This is a genomic window from Sporosarcina highlanderae, assembly GCF_030433715.1.
Classification (GTDB): Bacteria; Bacillota; Bacilli; order Bacillales_A; family Planococcaceae; genus Sporosarcina; species Sporosarcina highlanderae.
In genome coordinates, this window is sequence record NZ_JAROCC010000001.1 from 167,749 (window position 1) to 186,165 (window position 18,417).

An 18,417-nucleotide genomic window follows, 5' to 3' on the forward strand; every position below is an offset into this window, starting at 1 on the left:
CCCTACTGCCTAGGCTGGTTGCGTCCCCGTCTATTCCCCCTACATGTTGCGGGCCTTCTTATTTTCATTCATCCATTTCATCCGTGTTGCTTCACCGCCTCTTAAATGTCTGACAGACTTATGATAGGCAAGTATTTTTGCGACTTCCTCAGACAACTCAGCATCCACATTTGGCAGCCGTTCCGTTAAATCTTTGTGGACCGTGCTTTTCGAATAGCCTGTCGCTTTCGCAAGTGCCCGTACTGTAAGTCCAGTGTCCAGCAACATTTTACCGAGGCGCACGCATCGCCTCCGAATTTGCTCGTGCACGCCCTCTTCCTTTCCCTGTCAGCTCCGTTTCTTCCTTTATCCTATGCGGGGTGTGGCGGGATTATGTCAGAGCGTTTTTGGAGAGGTGAAACGAATTCTGGAAATTTTGGCGATGTCGCGAGGAGTTTCATTTTAGGTGTTCATAAGAGGGTATTAAAAATGCAGATAATACTTTAGTGTATCCCTCTTAATTGTTAATTATATAGTTACACAACTTGGTAAGTTGAATCTAACTCGTACATTAAATATCCTATCGCCACAATCGTTCACCGAATTGCTTTGTTGAATAATTTGTCCGGTTGTATTAGCAAAATTAGGGCAAGGAGTTTGATTAGTTTCATTAACTATACAAAGCGTTTGGTCCACGCACACTGTATCTTGAGCACAAAAGTGAGAACGAGCTATATTACCGGTTGGATCTCTACCATCTCCAAAAATTGCAACACTTACTACATAATTGATACACCCTACTACTCTTACTCGGTTCACAATAACCGAACCACTAATTTGCCCTCCACAGGGGTTTGTTGTACTGGCTGGAAGTGAGCAAGGTTCTACTATACATTTAAGGCAACTTGTGTCGAATGCCAAACTCAATTGCGGACTTGAATCAGAACTAAAGGGAAGTTTAACTAAAACGGTGATACAGTCAATTACTGAATTGGTACATAGTGTTCCAGAACAATCTGCCACTATTTGCTGTACTTCAATTTGTTCTTCTTTTTGTTCTACACCAACATCATTGCTTTTAGCTTTACCTTGTAAATTTGGTTTTTTCATTTTTTTCACCTCTTCTTCATTCAACTTTCTCATGCTTCCCACCTCTTTTTTTGCAAACCACATAAAAATCACCTCACTATACTTTGTTTCTTCTACATTGTATGAAATTATCTTCAACTAAATTGGACAACTTAATCAGTGGTTTAATTCAACAAGGTAAATAAAAAAGCCGATTCCTTAACTCCACAGGAAATCGACTTTTTTATAGGTTGAACTTTTAATTTAGGGTTGGGCGATGAAAGAGAACTCCCGCGACACCATTAAAAAACCCACCTCGCAGTTGCGGGGTGGGTTGGCATTTAGAATCCTAAATATGAGCGCGGGTTGACTGGGATGCCGTCTTTGTGTACTTCGAAAAGTAGGTGAGTGCCGGCTTGGACGTTCCATTCGTTGGCTGTGGCGGTTCCGAGGGATTGTCCTTGGATGACTTCGTCGCCTTGCTTAACGAGGATGCCAGTTAGTGAGCTGTAGACTGTTGTCATTCCGTTGGCGTGGGCGATTTTGATTTCGCCGCCTTTGAATTGGTCTAAAATGACTTCTTGGACAGTTCCGCTCATGGCTGCTACGACTTCAAATGGTTGGCCATCCACAGAGATCGTGACGCCTTTGTTTGTAATGTACACTTGATTGAAGACTAACAGTGCATTTTCCCGATCCTCTTCGCTAGCCTCTACATCATAGTAGTCTTGTATAATGGCTACGTTGTCGAAAAGTTCTTCGCTGAACGGGTATTTAAGTACTTCATTTGCAGCGTTTGTTTCGACGATTGGTTGGCTATCCGGATCAGCAGTTGCATCGGCAGTTTCGTTAGTACCTTTTTGAATGGCATTGTAGCCCCAAATCATGCCGACGAACACGATCGCGATTCCCGCATAGATGGCAGGCCAGAACCATCTATTCTTTTGACTCTTATTCTTCTGAGAAGGGGATTTCGGTTTTTCTTCTCGCATTATCATCACCTCACTTGCTATTGTTTGCAAGTGTTGGTGATTTTAAACATTCAGATTCATCAAGTTCAAACTTTTTTATTTTTGTGCCTGAATAATAGTAGGGAATAATGTTTTCTGCGGTCCATCCTCCCCTTGCGAAAGCCTCCGCGCCGTACTGACTCATGCCGACTCCGTGGCCATATCCCTTCGTGTCGATGATGACGATTTTATTCGTAATGTCGTATGCAATGTTGAAGTCTGTGGAGGCCAGTCCTAGTAATTCTCGCATTTTCCTGCCGCTAATTTCGAAGTCTCCGGATACTGCTTTTTGGACTCGTCCTGTTTGATTGCGAACAAGTTGAAGGCTTTTGAAACGATCTGCATTCCAAGTGGAACCGAGTGCTTTATTCCAGTCTGCTATCGGCATTTCAATACGCCTTTCAACTTCTGCAGCGACGATATCCTCGCCTGGGCTTTCGACGCTTTGCAAATACGGGATCGAGCTGCCGCTGTAGTTCTGCGCAGTCTCGGTTTTCCCGTTGGAGGTGGAGAAAAACATTGCGGTGATCATTTCTTCGCCATAGACGATTATGTCCCCTTCGGTCGACTCGATAATTCCACGAAGCCTTTTCTCGTTTCTCTTGAACTCCTTCCCCCAGCGTTCTTTCCTTTCCGCCATTGTTTTGTAGACTTGAGCGGAGACGGTTGCTTCGATCGGCTTCTTGCCCCTGTCTGTAGCGCGGAGTACATATGTCCGTGCAGCAATCGCTTGTGCTCTTAAGGCTTCGTCGTGGAAAGTCATCGGCATTTCGCCGGCGACGACTCCAAGGACGTATTCCTCAAGCGGCAAAGGCTCGTCCACCCCTTCCACAGTGATATAGATTGTGCATGGCTCTTCCGTAGCTACGTCTTCTTGTTTAGTTTCGATTGTCTTTTTCATGAGGATGGGAATAAAAAATAGTAGTACGATCAATAAAGCAGCTATTAGTTTGTCCATGTTTAACTGTATGAAGGGAGAGCCTGTTTCATTCGAACAAAAAAAGTAGAGGATGGAATAATTCCTCCTCTACTTTTGCTTATACAAGTTCTTTTTCTTTTACAACTTTTTCTTCTTCGGATACGCGTTCGATGTCGGCTCCAAGTGCTTTTAGTTTCTTATGGAAGTCGACGTAGCCTCTGTCCAAGTGGATGAGTTCCGTGACGCGTGTGATGCCTTCTGCGACGAGTCCTGCCAAGATTAGAGCAGCTGCTGCACGAAGGTCAGTTGCTGCGACTTCAGCGCCTTGCAGATTGGATGGGCCCGAGATGATGACTGAACGTCCTTCGATTTTGACGCTTGCGTTCATGCGGCGGAATTCTTCAACGTGCATGAAGCGGTTTTCGAATACAGTTTCTGTCAATACGCCCGTTCCGGAAGCTGTCAACATGAGTGCCATCATTTGTGATTGCATATCTGTAGGGAATCCTGGATGCGGCATTGTCTTTAAATCAACTGCTTTTAATGGGTGTTTCGCCTGAATGCGAAGTCCTTCATCCAATTCAGTGATCGTTACGCCCATTTCCCCTAACTTCGAGATCAATGCAGCATTATGCTCAGGAACAGCGTTTTCGATTGTGATATCGCCGCCTGTGATTGCTGCAGCGACCATGAATGTTCCCGTTTCGATGCGGTCTGGAATAATATGATGTATCGTTCCGTGTAATTTTTGGACGCCTTCGATGCGGATGGCATCTGTTCCGGCTCCGATGACTCTGCCGCCCATTTCGTTGATGAAGTTCGCTAAATCGACAATTTCCGGCTCTTTCGCCGCGTTTTCGATAACAGTCGTGCCTTTCGCCAATGCGGCTGCAGTCATGATGTTTTCAGTTGCACCGACGCTCGGGAAGTCGAGGTAAATCTTAGCTCCTTTTAGTCCGTTTGCTGCTTTCGCTTCTACATGTCCATTGCCGAATGTAATTTCGGCGCCCATTGCTTCGAATCCTTTAAGATGCTGATCGATTGGACGGGATCCGATTGCACAACCACCAGGTAGCGCAACACGTGCGAAACCGTTGCGTGCAAGCAATGGCCCCATGACCAAAATGGATGCGCGCATTTTCCGTACATAATCGAAATGAGCTTCGCTTGAAAGCGGCTCTGTTGAATCAATAATCACTTCACCTTTTTCTGGATCATATTCAACTTTTGCATTAAGGCTCTTCACGACTTCATTGATTGTCGAAACGTCTGAAAGGTTAGGTACATCCCTTATGACGTTTGGCCTATCTGAAGCAAGCAATGCGGCAGCAAGTATTGGTAATACTGCATTCTTTGCGCCTTCTACACGAACGTTTCCATTAAGAACACGTCCACCTCTAATAATAATTTTATCCACAAAAAGTCCCTCCGACTCAAATTTATACTATTCGCCAAATTTTATCATTTTCTTATTTTTTTCGTCATGAATTAATCATAAAAACACATACTATTCTACAATGCTCTACATTATTAAACAAGTTACTACAGAGCTATTTTCCCTCTATCTGCAAGATAGTCTATAATATGTAGTCATTTGGTGATTTGTGTCCCTATGTTGCTGGCATTAAATAACTGTCATTTTGTACTTTCCATGATTTACTGGAAACTAAACATTTTTTTCATGCCATCGCCCCAAATACGGCAGTGCATATACGCGGCGAAAGCATGTAAGGTAGCGTCTAAAAAACAGATACCCGAATTTTTTAATTATTAACCATCATCTGCTAAATAATGATGGAATTCTCCCTGACCAATAGGATATGTCCAAAAAGAAATTTGATACAGCTGATCCTATGGCAAAACTCAATAAAATAAATAGCAATTGCGCCTGGAAAACACGGTTCTTTTTGATAATTTTTTCAGGCATGATGGATTGGAGTGCATAGAATGATAGTCCGATGAAGAATATATGTGAGACGATCGCAAGCATTGGATTGTGTGCAAATACGTTGTTCATTTGAAATGACTCCTTTTTGATTATAATCGTCTTTTTGGGCGCGGGTTAAGCAGTGAATTGGAATTTATTTGTCGTGATAGATGATGTTGAGTAATTAAAGATCCTTGGGCATTGGGAAAGGGTAGAATGCATGAGTGCTTTTAGCGGATTATGAGCGTTGCAACGTGGTTATGCGTATTTGTAGCGGTTTATGCGTATCTGGTGTGATTTATGCGCAGCTTGACGCGTTTATGCGTTTCTGTAGCGATTTATGCGCAGCTTGACGCGTTTATGCGCGGCTTGACGTGTTTATGAGTATATAAAGCGATTTACGAGTTATTTGTTGATTGTTAATTTTCATTCATCAACCAGAAAAAGTGGGCAGAAGAAACGCTCCCTCTGCCCACCGATTCGTTAAAGCTATTATCTCATTTCGTAAACCTTAATACGAGTGATGGCCCGTCTTAGGTGGAGCTCTGCCAACTGCGCCTCAAGATCGTTCTGTTTCGCTTTTAGCGCTTCTTCTGCACGTCTCGCTGCGAGTTGAGCGCGAGCGATATCGATGTTCTCAGCAAGTTCTGCGCTTTGAGCTAAAACGGTGACGACATCAGGACGAACTTCGATGAACCCGCCATGGACGGCGACATTTACAGTCGAGCTTCCCTTTTTCAGGCGAAGCGCACCAATCTGAAGTGGCGCAACCATAGCGATATGGCCGGGAAGGACCCCGATTTCACCAAACTCAGTTGCAGCAATCACCATATCCGCTTCAGTTTCACTAACAGGGCCGTCGGGAGTGACGATATTGACTTTAATTGTCTTCATTTGTTTCCCTCCTGATCCTGTAGATTAAACTTCTACGCCCATGCCTTTTGCTTTTTCGATAACTTCTTCGATGCGTCCAACAAGACGGAATGCATCTTCCGGAAGGTGATCATAGCGACCGTCCAAAATTTCCTTGAAGCCTTTAACAGTTTCAGCAACTGGCACGTATGAACCTTGTTGTCCTGTAAACTGCTCAGCAACGTGGAAGTTTTGGGATAGGAAGAATTGGATACGACGCGCACGCCCAACGACAAGCTTGTCATCTTCACTTAATTCGTCCATACCAAGGATCGCGATAATATCTTGTAGTTCACGGTAACGTTGTAAAGTTGTTTGTACTTGACGTGCTACGCTATAGTGCTCTTCGCCAACGATTTCAGGGCTTAGTGCACGTGAAGTAGATGCAAGTGGGTCAACCGCAGGGTAGATACCCATTTCAGATAGTTTACGCTCAAGGTTTGTCGTTGCATCCAAGTGAGCGAATGTCGTAGCCGGAGCCGGGTCCGTATAGTCATCGGCTGGTACGTAGATCGCTTGAATCGATGTAACAGAACCAACGTTTGTTGAAGTGATACGCTCTTGAAGCTGACCCATCTCTGTTGCAAGTGTCGGTTGGTAACCAACGGCAGATGGCATACGGCCCAATAGTGCGGATACTTCAGAACCTGCTTGTGTAAAGCGGAAGATATTGTCGATGAACAGAAGAACGTCCGCGCCCTGTTCGTCACGGAAATATTCTGCCATTGTCAAACCAGTCAAAGCAACACGCATACGTGCGCCAGGCGGTTCGTTCATTTGACCGAATACCATCGCTGTTTTGTTGATAACACCGGAGTCCGTCATTTCGTGGAACAAGTCGTTCCCTTCACGTGTACGTTCTCCAACGCCTGCGAATACGGAGATACCACCGTGTTCTTGGGCGATGTTGTTGATCAATTCCTGAATAAGAACTGTTTTACCTACACCAGCACCACCGAAGAGGCCGATTTTACCACCCTTGATGTATGGTGCAAGCAAGTCAACAACTTTGATACCTGTTTCAAGAATTTCAACTTCCGTTGAAAGGTTTTCGAATTTTGGAGCTTCACGGTGGATTGGATCACGTTGCTCAGAAGCAGGGATTTCCTCTCCAAGGTCGATGATTTCTCCAAGTACGTTGAATACGCGGCCAAGTGTGACGTTACCAACTGGAACTGAAATCGGAGAACCTGTATCTTCTACAAGAGCGCCACGTTTCAAGCCGTCAGTGGATGACATCGCAATTGTGCGTACTGAGTCGTCCCCAAGGTGGAGTGCGACTTCAAGAGTCAACGTTTCAGGCGCATTGCCCGGACGTTCAATTTGAACCTTCAATGAGTTGTAGATCGCTGGAAGCTGACCGTTTTCAAATTTAACGTCAACGACCGGACCCATAACTTGAAGGATATGTCCTTTACTCATGCTTTTCCCTCCTGTCTTACTTTTACCGTTCAGTCTTGCTTATTCTAAAGCTGCAACTCCGCCGACGATTTCTGTAATCTCCTGCGTAATTGCTGCTTGGCGTGCTCGGTTGAATTGAAGACTCAAAGAATCGATCAATTCGCCTGCATTATCTGTAGCAGTCTTCATCGCTGTCATACTGGAAGCATGTTCGCTCGCTTTTCCATCAAGCACTGCGCCGTAGATAAGGCTTTCCGCGTATTGTGGAAGAAGCGTTTCAAGAATCGCTTCTGCGGAAGGCTCAAATTCATACGAAGTCATTGCCGACGCTGATGAAAGGTCGGTGAGCGGAAGCAATTTCTTTTCCGTCACTTCATGGGAGATGGCGGAGATGTAGTGGTTGTAGTACAAGTACACTTCATCGTACACGCCTTCTGTGAACATGCCAACAGCTCGGTTCGCGATTGATTTTATTTCCTCGAAAGAAGGGTGGTCGGAAACTCCAAGTTGGCGTTCAACGATTTCATATCCTAACCGGTTGAAGAATTCATAGCCTTTACGGCCAATCGCAACGATTTTCACTTCATCTTTTGATGTGTGACGTTGTTCGATTGCGCGTCTTGCGGCACGGAAGATGTTACTGTTGTAACCTCCTACGAGACCGCGGTCGGATGATACGATGATATAGCCTGTCTTTTTCACGGGACGGTTCACAAGCATCGGGTGGCTTGCGTCGCTTGTTGCGCTCGCGATTGCGCCGACGACTTCCTGGATTTTTTCCATGTATGGAACGAATGCTTTTGCATTTTGTTCGGCACGGTTAAGTTTGGAAGCTGAGACCATTTGCATTGCTTTTGTGATTTGACTTGTCTTCTTTGTCGATTTAATACGGTTTTCAATGTCGCGTAATGATACCACTGGCAATTCACCACCTTATTGTTTATTTGTATATGTTGATTAAAAGATCGCATAGATCGGGTTTGCGCTACAGGCGGACGCTTTCCGGGGGGCGGGCGGTGAGCCTCCTCGGTCGCTGCGCGACACTGCGGGGTCTCACCTTGCCCGCTAATCCCCTCGGAGTCGCCGCCTTTCGCTCCAACCCTAGAATCGTTACAATTCATTTAAATTACATATAGATCAAAATCCTATAGACTAATTACGCTTCTGATGGGACGAACGTCTTTTTGAATGCGTTGATAGCTTCTTTCATGACGTCGTCAGATGGAAGGTCTTTTGTTGTACGGATATGATCAAACACTTCAGTGTGGTTTGATTCGAGCCAGCTTGTGATTTCTGCTTCGAAACGTAGGATGTCTTGGACAGCTACGTCGTCTAATAGACCGCGTGTCAATGCGTATAGGATGACAACTTGGTATTCGACTTTAAGTGGCTTGTTCAAGTCCTGTTTCAACACTTCAACAGTACGTGCTCCACGGTCAAGTTTCGCTTTTGTAACTGCGTCGAGGTCTGAGCCGAATGCTGCGAACGCTTCGAGTTCACGGTATGCAGCAAGGTCGAGACGAAGTGTACCGGCAACTTTTTTCATTGCTTTGATTTGCGCTGAACCACCTACACGGGATACGGAAAGACCGGCGTTGATCGCTGGACGTACACCTGAGAAGAATAGGTCCGATTGCAAGAAGATTTGTCCATCAGTGATGGAGATTACGTTCGTTGGAATGTAAGCGGAGATGTCTCCAGCTTGCGTTTCAACGAATGGAAGTGCAGTGATTGAACCTGCGCCTAATGTATCGTTCAACTTCGCTGCACGCTCGAGTAGACGGGAGTGCAAGTAGAATACGTCACCAGGGTAAGCTTCACGGCCTGGAGGACGGCGAAGTAGCAAGGAAAGTTCACGGTAAGCAGCCGCTTGTTTAGATAGGTCATCGTAGACAACAAGGACGTGCTTGCCTTGGAACATGAATTCTTCAGCCATTGTTACACCAGTGTATGGTGCAAGGAATAGCAATGGAGCTGGTTGAGAAGCGGATGCTGTTACTACGATTGTGTAGTCAAGCGCGCCGTTTTTACGGAGTGTTTCTACAACCCCACGTACTGTGGATTCCTTTTGTCCGATTGCAACATAGATACAGATCATATCTTGGTCAGCTTGGTTAAGAATTGTATCGATTGCGACAGTTGTTTTACCAGTCTGACGGTCACCGATGATCAATTCACGCTGTCCACGGCCGATCGGTACAAGTGCATCGATTGCTTTAATGCCTGTTTGTAGTGGCTCATGAACGGATTTACGTGCCATTACGCCTTGTGCAGGACTTTCGATTGGACGAGTTTTTGTCGTTGCGATTGGGCCTAAACCATCAACTGGCAAGCCAAGTGGATTGACGACGCGTCCGATTAGTTCCTCACCGACAGGAACTTCCATAATACGGCCAGTACGACGTACTTCATCGCCTTCTTTGATGTCCGTGTATGGTCCAAGGATAACGATACCTACGTTGTTCGCTTCCAAGTTTTGCGCCATACCCATGACACCTGTAGAGAACTCAAGAAGTTCTCCGGCCATGACGTTGTCGAGGCCATGAGCAAGAGCGATACCGTCACCGATTTTGATAACCGTACCGACTTCGCTTACTTCCATCTCAGATTGATAGTTTTCAATCTGCTGCTTTATCAGCGTGCTGATTTCTTCAGCTTTGATGCTCATGTATGTCACCCCTCAATTTCAAATTAGGATCCGATCAATTTACGTTGCAGTTTTTCAAGCTTCGCGCTTAAGCTGCTATCGTAAATCTGATTGCCGATTTGAAGGCGGATGCCCCCGATTAGGCTTGGATCAATGATATTTTCAATGCGTAAAGATTGTTTGCCTACTTTATGTGCGAATGCTGTAGAGATTGAATTTGTTTCAAGCTCTGTCAACGGACGTGTGGAGTATACTTTCGCTTCCGCAACTCCAGCAGCGTCGTTCGCTAATTGGTGGAATTCATCGAAGACGTTTTGTGCTTCATTCATGCGCTTTGCATCCAATAGGACGAATAATGTATTCATTACAATCGGATTTACGCCTTTGAAGATGTCAGCGATCATTTCTCTCTTTTTTGCGACTGATAACCTTGGAGAACTAAGTAGTTGCTCCAATCCTTTATTGTCGCGGAACGCCTTTTTCAATTCGTTAAGTTCCTCTTGAATTGTGGCGGTTTGTCCGTGTTGTTGTGCAAGTTCGAACAATGCGGATGCATAGCGTTTTGCTACGACCGAATTACTCATCGGCCTTCGCCTGCCTTCACAATCGTTTCTTCAATCAAAGCACGGTTGTCTTCCTCGGAGATTTCTTTACCAAGTACTTTGGATGCTGCCAAGATTGAAAGTGAAACGAATTCTTCGCGGACTGCTGCAACAGCTTTTTCCTTCTCTGTCGCGATTTCAAGTGTAGCGGATTCTTTCATCCGGTTCACTTCTGCGCGCGCTGCTGCGATCAGCTCTTCACGTTGTGTTTCACCTTGCTTTTTAGCATTTTCAACAATCGATTGTGCGTTGTCACGCGCTTCTTTCAAAAGAGCACGTTGCTCTTCCAAAAGTTTGTGTGATTCCAAGCGACTTTTTTCAGCTGCCTCGATTTCATTCGAGATCAATTCAGCACGTTGATCCATAATACCCATTAGTGGTCCCCATGCAAATTTCTTAAGTAGTATCATGAGGATTGAGAAAAATAGTACTGTGACGATAATGTCGCCAAGATTCAATCTGCCATTCAATGCTGACAAAAATCCTCCGCCGTTTGCGGACAATAGGATGAAGGTATTTCCTAACACGATTGTTTCACTCCCTTCAAGAGCTTATGTCAATTTTCGATTTCGATAGTGCAATTTCGATATAGTATAGAAAGAACATTATTCTTAATTTTCAACTTCAAACTACTTTTTCAAACGTCTATTGTTACATAAATGAATGGCGAAGGGCATATCTACGCTTTCTTCGCCATTTTAAAGTTGTGAGTTATAGATTATTTGTTCATAACGATGAACGCGATAACTGTCGCGATGATCGGAAGGGCCTCAACTAACGCTACCCCGATGAACATTGTTGTTTGAAGCATACCGCGTGCTTCTGGTTGACGAGCAATACCTTCTACTGTTTTAGAAACAATCAAACCGTTACCAATACCTGCTCCAAGTGCACCTAAACCTACTGCAAGTGCTGCTGCTAAAAGACCCATAGTGTATTTTCCTCCTAAGATTTCTTGTTTTTTATTATTTGTTTACTAACCCTATAAAGGGGCAATATATGTTTAATGGTCCGTGTTGACTTTATGTGCCATGTAGACCATCGTTAACATAACGAAAATGAATGCTTGGATTGCTCCGATGAAGACTGAGAAACCTTGCCAAGCGAGTGCCGGGATCAATGCTCCGACGAGACCGAATGCACTGCCAGCCCCAAGTGTTGCAAGAAGTCCGATAAGGATCTCCCCTGCGAAAATATTACCGTAAAGACGTAGACCGAGTGTCAAAGTGTTTGCAAATTCTTCAATGACTTTAAGTGGTGCCAAGAATGGCATTGGTTGAAGATACGTTTTGAAGTATCCCTTCGCACCAAGTTGCTTGACGCCGTAGTAATGCGTTAGTGCAACAACCATCGACGCAAGTGTCAATGTAATGACAGGATCTGCAGTCGGCGATTTCCACCATAGATAATCGTCCCAAATTACCGCAAATGGTAATCCGAGCATATTTGCAACGAAAACGAACATGATTAAGGTAATTCCAAGCACGTGGAATCGACCACCTGTTTTCCAGTCCATATTGTTCTTGATGATCCCTTTGACGAAATCCATGACCCATTCCATGAAGTTTTGCATACCCGTAGGTTTGACTTTCAAATTACGAGTAGATAAGAATGCGATTAAAAATACAATGAGACATGTTACAAAGAGCATTAGGATGTTTGCTGGGTTAAAGCTTAATCCGAGAAAAACAAACTCCGGATTTTTATGGTTCACGTTTCGTTCACCTCCCTTATGCGTGTCAGTTAGAAATGCTTTACGTGGACTACAATCCTGTCAATCAATAACAGGATGTAAGGAATCATCAGTCCGATCACGGTACTGATCAGATTGAAGTCTTCCGGCATCGACAACGCAATGGCCGCCGCAGCCACACCGGATCCGAATCGCAATGCGGTCCCACCGATTGCCTTTGTTTCTTTCCCCTCTGAAACTGACTGATTAAATCTATCCATTCTACGGACAAGTATCCAAAAATTATACAATCCGAACAATGAACCTAAGATTAATCCACCAAAAACAGGTCTGAATTCAGTAAAAGCCCATCCGATGACGAACAATGCGAGCAAAAAAAAGAGGGCTTTCTTCTGCCTATTAAAAATTTGTCGCAATGTATGCATGATGGGTGATTCTCCTGATTCATATTTTTCTGTTTTCGATACTCAGAAAGGGTGTACAATGAGTTATCAAACGGACACGAACTACACCCGTTGCCCCAAGCGGGCTTGTACATAAGTAGAGATTCAATAAAATCTAAAATTGTAAGTGAATCGTCGCAGCTTCAAGGCACAAGTTTACACGAGTGTTCTCTGCCACAAAACGATGTAGAGTGAGAGGATGATAGAATCATGTCGAAAACGTTTATCCAAACACTTTCCCTATGTATGAAAACCCTATCATTCTTACCCTTTGTAAGCATACAATAGGGGCATTTTGATGTCAATTGATTCCCGTGAAATTCTTCACAAAGCGATATACTTGTCAAATAATCGCCATATTTGCGAATGAAATAGTTCAATAGGGGAATTCCCTGAAATTAATTGATGAATAGCACGGAATTATATGGTGCGGATTTTTATGTGCATTTTACAGATTTTATACATTTTTTTATGGATTTATACGTGATTGTTGATATTTATGCGGGAATTTTTGGGACTTATGCGTTTTTGTGGGCGTTTATACGTTTTTGGATGCGTTTATGCGCATTTGTCAGCGGTTATGCGTTTATTTCAGCAATTATGCGCCTTTTAGGGGATTTATGCGTTTTTGATTCTTTCGAAGCGCATAAATCCCCTTTTAGGTCGCTATTTAAATTAATTCAATGAAGAAAGATATTCCTTCAACGCGCTTACGATCCGTTCGGAAGCATGTCCGTCGCCGTAAGGGTTGGATGCTTTCGCCATCGCACTGTATTCCGTTTCGTCAGAAAGAAGTGTGTCCGTCAAGTTGAAGATAACTTCTTCGTCTGTGCCGGCAAGTTTCAGTGTACCCGCTTCGATTCCTTCCGGACGTTCCGTTGTATCGCGAAGAACGATTACGGGTTTGCCGAGGGAAGGAGCTTCTTCCTGGATGCCGCCTGAATCTGTCAAGATGATGTGTGAACGTGCAGCGAAGTTGTGGAAATCAACGACTTCAAGCGGTTCGATCAAGTGAACACGGTTGTTGTCGCCTAAAAGTTCGTCAGCAACTTCACGGACAGCAGGATTCATATGGACCGGATAAATGACTTGCGTATCCGGGTGCTTTTCAAGAATCCGGTTGATGGCACGGAACATATTGCGCATCGGCTCGCCCAAGTTCTCACGTCTATGTGCAGTGAGAAGGATGAGACGGTCGTCGCCGATTTTCTCGAAAATCGGATGCGTATAGTCTTCACGCACAGTTGTTTGAAGTGCGTCGATTGCTGTATTTCCTGTGATGTAGATCCGGTCTTCAGGCTTTCCTTCATCTAATAGGTTCTGCGCCGACTTATCCGTTGGCGAGAAATGTAGATCCGCAATAACACCTGTTAGCTGGCGGTTCATCTCCTCAGGGTATGGGGAAAATTTATCCCAAGTACGTAGTCCGGCTTCGACGTGGCCGACAGCGATTTTATTGTAAAACGCAGCGAGGCTACCGATGAATGTCGTTGAAGTATCGCCGTGGACAAGTACGATGTCCGGCTGCGCTTCCTTCATGATCTTGTCGAGGCCTTCGAGACCGCGAGTCGCGACATCCACCAATGTTTGTCGATCTTTCATGATATTGAGGTCATAGTCCGGTGTAATGCCGAACGTATTCAAAACTTGGTCGAGCATTTGACGATGTTGCGCCGTCACGGTGACGATCGATTCGATCTCCTCCGGGTGTTTTTGCAACTCAAGTACAAGCGGTGCCATTTTAATCGCTTCCGGTCTCGTACCAAATATCGTCATCACTTTCCATTTTTGTTTCAAACCATTCACGCCTTCCCCGTTAGTTCATTGTTATTATTTTGTTCCAAACAGGCGGTCTCCTGCATCTCCAAGCCCAGGAACGATATATCCGTGGTCATTCAACTTCTCGTCCATTGCAGCAATAAATACATCAACGTCCGGATGTGCATCTGTGAATACTTTTACACCTTCAGGAGCTGCGATTAAACACATGAATTTGATGTTAGTCGCACCGCGTTTTTTCAATGAATTCACAGCTTCAACCGCCGTCCCACCTGTTGCAAGCATCGGGTCGACGACGATGAATTCACGCTCAGACACGTCGGATGGTAGTTTCACGAAGTACTCGTGTGGCTGTAGTGTTTCCGGGTCACGGAACAAGCCGATATGTCCAACTTTCGCTGCGGGAATTAAGTTCAAGATTCCCTCTACCATGCCGATGCCCGCTCGAAGAATCGGTACAATCCCGATTTTCTTGCCTGCCAACACATTCGATTTAGCCGTCTGGACCGGCGTTTCCACTTCCACTTCTTGTAGAGGAAGGTCACGTGTAATTTCATAAGCCATCAGTGTCGCCACTTCGTCGACAAGCTCACGGAACTCTTTCGTACCCGTGTTGATGTCTCGAATATGTGTTAATTTATGCTGGATGAGTGGGTGATCAAATACATGTACTTTTGCCATTGCTTTCGCTCCTTTTCGGAATGTCCTGTACATTATAACAGAAAGCTACAGATTCAGACATTGTGGAGTGAGAAATTTGGTGGTTGTTGTTGAATGGGGAATTGTTTGAGGATTTTATTAGTTAACCTCACTGATTTCCGTTCCGATTGGACGCTTTCCGCGGGAGTCTTCTATTAGTTGACCTTGTCGGATTGCGCCAAGTGCCTTTGACAATTAATAGCACTTCGACTATGGTGGAATCTTGAGCGCGGATTTGATTTCTTGAGCGCGGATTCGATTTCTTGGGCGCGGAAGTGGACTTCTTGAGCACGGAATTGATTTCTTGAGCGCGGATTTGATTTCTTGAGCGCAGGAGTGGACTTCTTGAGCGCGGATTCGATTTCTTGAGCGCGGGAGTAGATTTCTTGAGCGCGGATTCGATTTCTTGGGCGCGGAAGTGGACTTCTTGAGCGCCAGAAAAGGAATCTATGACGCAAGTTGCAATATTGACAGGCATTGACTGGCCTTGAACAAGGGTATTGGTTGGATTCGGGATAATTTATCGCAAGGCCAGATACTTTGATGTACTTCCAAAAAAAAATGATTATTTAGTATAGAAAGAACTGCTCCGCTTCCCTACCATTGTTAGGTCAGATTTTTTAAGTAACCTTTTTGCAATGGATCGATCTTCGATATGGGAAAATGCACGGAATTGGCGGTTATTTATTTTATTGTCAATAAGATAGAACCAGTCATCCAACAATGGAAGGTGACAATTCGTTGCGTTGTATGAGCACTTGGTACAGTGCCATTTTTTCCGAGTCCACTTCATCCCCATATGATTGCAACTTGGACAAATCACGCCCGGCATTATTTCCTCGGCGACTATTTTCATGGTTTTTGTTAGAGGAAAGGGATTATATTCATGATGTGCGTTTTTTATTTCATTTGCAATTTTGCTGATTTTTTGTTTGCTAAGTAATTCTTTTTCGATTGAACGATTGTATAGTTTTATTGGAAGTTCGTGCGTAAAGGAGATTTCAGTTCCTGTTTCCCCTTCGATAAATAATTCGTTAGTGTATGCAAGGCCAATCATTCCTTTTATCGGAATGATAAATCCTCGTTCTTTTAGCCACCTATCCATAAATATCTTTTTCCGTTCCAGTTCAATGATTGGACTTTGAATAACTTTTCGAACCGCATTATTGTCTTGAATGATTTGTGTAGGGTTAGCCTTGACTGTTAGTATTCCTCCAAGATTTTTTATTTCAAATATCACTATACAGTCAGGCATGATAAGTATTGAATCCATTTGAAAATAGATTCCATTATGCATCAGACACACATCATGTAAAAAACCATATGGGTATGAAGGGCGGAATTCATTAATGTGTTTGTCAAAATTCATCTCACCTCCATATCCTGCCCTTCTCTTCCTTAAATCTTCTTCAATACTTTTAAAGTGAATGTTATTCCTGTTTAGACGGTTGACAAGTGATTGTAGGCCCAGTAGCGACAGTGGTTCACTCCGTTTTTTATATATCAAATTATCACCTCGCCGACATTGTATCACCACACCTAAATATTTCCAAACAGGCGGAAATTCGAGTTTAAGCCGTTTTTGGGGTTTAAAATTGTAATTTGGTTGGAAAACGCCTTTCAAAAATGAGTTTTGAGTTATTTAAGTTTTTTTCGAATCAACTATATTGACTTGTTTCGATAGTTCTGTTAATAGGTGGTTTTCCACTGAGTTGGAAGGAGACTTAATAATCACCGGGGCGGCGTTTCTTGAGCGCGAGGAACGAATTCTTGAGCGCGGAATTAGTTTCTTGAGCGCGGAGAACAAGTTCTTGAGCACGGGGAACGAATTCTTGAGCGCAGAAACAATTTCTTGAGCGCGGGGAACGAATTCTTGAGCGCAGAAACAATTTCTTGAGCGCGGGGAACGAATTCTTGAGCGCGAGACCGGCTTTCTTGAGCGCGGAAGCCACTTTCTTGAGCGCAGCCCCCTCTCTCAGCCATAAAAAAACCCCGCTCCCAAGGAGAACGGGGTCAATCATATCAAATTAATTATGCATACAACGGGAATTTATCCGTCAATGCTTTAACTCTTTCAGCGGCTTCAGCTTTAACTGCTTCGTCTTCATGATTCTTTAGAAGCTTGGCGATGATGGAGCCGACTTCTTTCATTTCTTCTTCTTTGAAGCCGCGTGTTGTGACGGCTGGTGTGCCGACGCGGATGCCGGATGTGACGAATGGGCTTTCCGTGTCGAATGGAATTGTGTTTTTATTGACTGTGATGCCGACTTCGTCGAGGACATGTTCGGCGACTTTGCCTGTGAGGCCAAGTGATTTCACATTGATTAGCAATAGGTGGTTGTCGGTTCCGCCTGAAACGATGTCGACACCTTCAGCCAACAAGGATTCCGCAAGGGCTTTGGCATTTTTCTTAACTTGCTGGATATGCGATTTAAATTCTGGCTTCAATGCTTCGCCGAATGCAACCGCTTTTGCAGCGATTACGTGCATCAACGGACCGCCTTGGATTCCAGGGAAGATTGTTTTGTCGATTTTACGGCCGAATTCCTCAGAGAATTCTTTATTCACAAGGATCAAGCCGCCACGTGGACCTCGCAATGTTTTATGCGTCGTCGATGTGACGAAGTGTGCGTGCGGTACTGGGTTCGGGTGCTCGCCTACTGCGACGAGGCCAGCGATGTGGGCCATGTCTACCATTAGGTATGCGCCAACTTCATCCGCGATTTCACGGAATTTCGCGAAGTCGATTTCACGTGGGTACGCGCTTGCACCTGCAACGATCATTTTCGGCTTATGCTCGAGCGCTTTTTGACGGACGTCTTCGTAGTCGATCCGATGGTCTTCTTCGCTCACTCCGTATTCAACGAAGTTATAAAGTGTTCCGGAGAAGTTCACCGGGCTACCGTGCGTCAAGTGTCCGCCATGGGAAAGGTTCATGCCGAGGACAGTGTCGCCCGGCTTAAGCACTGTGAAGTAAACAGCCATATTCGCTTGCGCACCGGAGTGGGCTTGCACGTTTGCGTGTCCTGCGCCGAAGATTTCTTTCAAACGGTCGCGCGCGATGTTTTCAACGACGTCGACATGTTCGCAGCCGCCGTAGTAGCGCTTGCCCGGATAACCTTCAGCATATTTGTTTGTCAAATACGATCCTTGCGCTTCCATGACTGCTTCTGTGACGAAGTTTTCGGATGCGATCAATTCGATATTTGCGTTCTGGCGGTTCTTTTCGGCCATGATAGCTTCGTATACTGCTGCATCTTCACGTTTCACATTGCTTAAATCCATGATTCATTTCCCCTTTTGGTTAAATTTATATTCGGATGAAAGGCTTGTCCGGT

The 18,417-nt window shown here is 44.6% G+C and carries 19 protein-coding genes; all 19 read right to left on the reverse strand.

What is annotated here, in order from left to right; all coding sequences use genetic code 11:
* Nucleotides 1–39: 39 nt before the first annotated feature.
* Complete coding sequence (locus P5G49_RS00655) at nt 40–309, reverse strand: sporulation transcriptional regulator SpoIIID (RefSeq protein WP_301241518.1); 270 nt, start codon at nt 307–309, stop codon at nt 40–42.
* A 198-nt stretch (nt 310–507) separates the two neighbouring features.
* Nucleotides 508–1,122, reverse strand: a complete 615-nt coding sequence (locus tag P5G49_RS00660; RefSeq protein WP_301241519.1) for a hypothetical protein — start codon at nt 1,120–1,122, stop codon at nt 508–510.
* Between the two features lie 266 nt (nt 1,123–1,388).
* Nucleotides 1,389–2,039, reverse strand: coding sequence for a M23 family metallopeptidase (locus tag P5G49_RS00665; protein WP_301241521.1), 651 nt, complete (start codon nt 2,037–2,039; stop codon nt 1,389–1,391).
* Nucleotides 2,040–2,049: 10 nt separating this feature from the next.
* Nucleotides 2,050–3,015, reverse strand: coding sequence for a stage II sporulation protein D (gene spoIID, locus P5G49_RS00670; protein WP_301241524.1), 966 nt, complete (start codon nt 3,013–3,015; stop codon nt 2,050–2,052).
* A 79-nt stretch (nt 3,016–3,094) separates the two neighbouring features.
* Complete coding sequence (gene murA, locus P5G49_RS00675; protein ID WP_301241527.1) at nt 3,095–4,393, reverse strand: UDP-N-acetylglucosamine 1-carboxyvinyltransferase; 1,299 nt, start codon at nt 4,391–4,393, stop codon at nt 3,095–3,097.
* 360 nt (nt 4,394–4,753) lie between these two features.
* Complete coding sequence (locus P5G49_RS00680) at nt 4,754–4,993, reverse strand: DUF1146 family protein (RefSeq protein ID WP_301241528.1); 240 nt, start codon at nt 4,991–4,993, stop codon at nt 4,754–4,756.
* Nucleotides 4,994–5,395: 402 nt separating this feature from the next.
* Nucleotides 5,396–5,797, reverse strand: coding sequence for a F0F1 ATP synthase subunit epsilon (locus tag P5G49_RS00685; RefSeq protein ID WP_301241529.1), 402 nt, complete (start codon nt 5,795–5,797; stop codon nt 5,396–5,398).
* 24 nt (nt 5,798–5,821) lie between these two features.
* Entirely contained in the window at nt 5,822–7,237 is a 1,416-nt protein-coding gene (gene atpD, locus P5G49_RS00690; protein WP_301241530.1) for a F0F1 ATP synthase subunit beta, read from the reverse strand.
* A 39-nt stretch (nt 7,238–7,276) separates the two neighbouring features.
* The gene (gene atpG / locus P5G49_RS00695; protein WP_301241531.1) at nt 7,277–8,134 is read right to left on the reverse strand and encodes an ATP synthase F1 subunit gamma; all 858 of its coding nucleotides are present in this window, start codon (nt 8,132–8,134) and stop codon (nt 7,277–7,279) included.
* Nucleotides 8,135–8,372: 238 nt separating this feature from the next.
* Nucleotides 8,373–9,884 carry a F0F1 ATP synthase subunit alpha gene (gene atpA, locus P5G49_RS00700; RefSeq protein WP_301241533.1) on the reverse strand — a complete coding sequence of 504 codons (1,512 nt, stop codon included), beginning with the start codon at nt 9,882–9,884 and terminating at the stop codon, nt 8,373–8,375.
* Nucleotides 9,885–9,907: 23 nt separating this feature from the next.
* A complete protein-coding gene (locus P5G49_RS00705; RefSeq protein ID WP_301241535.1) occupies nt 9,908–10,447 on the reverse strand; it encodes a F0F1 ATP synthase subunit delta in 540 nt (179 codons plus the stop codon).
* Nucleotides 10,444–10,968, reverse strand: a complete 525-nt coding sequence (atpF, locus tag P5G49_RS00710; protein WP_301241859.1) for a F0F1 ATP synthase subunit B — start codon at nt 10,966–10,968, stop codon at nt 10,444–10,446. The genes P5G49_RS00705 and atpF overlap by 4 nt, the downstream gene beginning before the upstream one ends.
* Before the next feature lie 215 nt (nt 10,969–11,183).
* Nucleotides 11,184–11,396 (reverse strand): F0F1 ATP synthase subunit C, encoded by a 213-nt coding sequence (gene atpE / locus P5G49_RS00715; protein ID WP_060209511.1) that lies wholly within the window; start codon nt 11,394–11,396, stop codon nt 11,184–11,186.
* Between the two features lie 72 nt (nt 11,397–11,468).
* Complete coding sequence (atpB, locus tag P5G49_RS00720) at nt 11,469–12,179, reverse strand: F0F1 ATP synthase subunit A (RefSeq protein WP_301241541.1); 711 nt, start codon at nt 12,177–12,179, stop codon at nt 11,469–11,471.
* Between the two features lie 29 nt (nt 12,180–12,208).
* Nucleotides 12,209–12,583, reverse strand: coding sequence for an ATP synthase subunit I (locus tag P5G49_RS00725; RefSeq protein WP_301241543.1), 375 nt, complete (start codon nt 12,581–12,583; stop codon nt 12,209–12,211).
* A gap of 693 nt (nt 12,584–13,276) precedes the next feature.
* Nucleotides 13,277–14,377 (reverse strand): non-hydrolyzing UDP-N-acetylglucosamine 2-epimerase, encoded by a 1,101-nt coding sequence (wecB, locus tag P5G49_RS00730; protein WP_435877169.1) that lies wholly within the window; start codon nt 14,375–14,377, stop codon nt 13,277–13,279.
* Between the two features lie 54 nt (nt 14,378–14,431).
* On the reverse strand, nt 14,432–15,061 hold the full coding sequence (upp, locus tag P5G49_RS00735; protein ID WP_301241546.1) for a uracil phosphoribosyltransferase: 630 nt from the start codon (nt 15,059–15,061) through the stop codon (nt 14,432–14,434).
* A gap of 583 nt (nt 15,062–15,644) precedes the next feature.
* Nucleotides 15,645–16,616: a nuclease-related domain-containing protein gene (locus P5G49_RS00740; RefSeq protein WP_363322150.1), complete on the reverse strand. Its 972-nt coding sequence runs from the start codon at nt 16,614–16,616 to the stop codon at nt 15,645–15,647.
* A 494-nt stretch (nt 16,617–17,110) separates the two neighbouring features.
* Nucleotides 17,111–18,364 (reverse strand): serine hydroxymethyltransferase, encoded by a 1,254-nt coding sequence (gene glyA, locus P5G49_RS00745; protein ID WP_301241548.1) that lies wholly within the window; start codon nt 18,362–18,364, stop codon nt 17,111–17,113.
* Between the last annotated feature and the right edge of the window lie 53 nt (nt 18,365–18,417).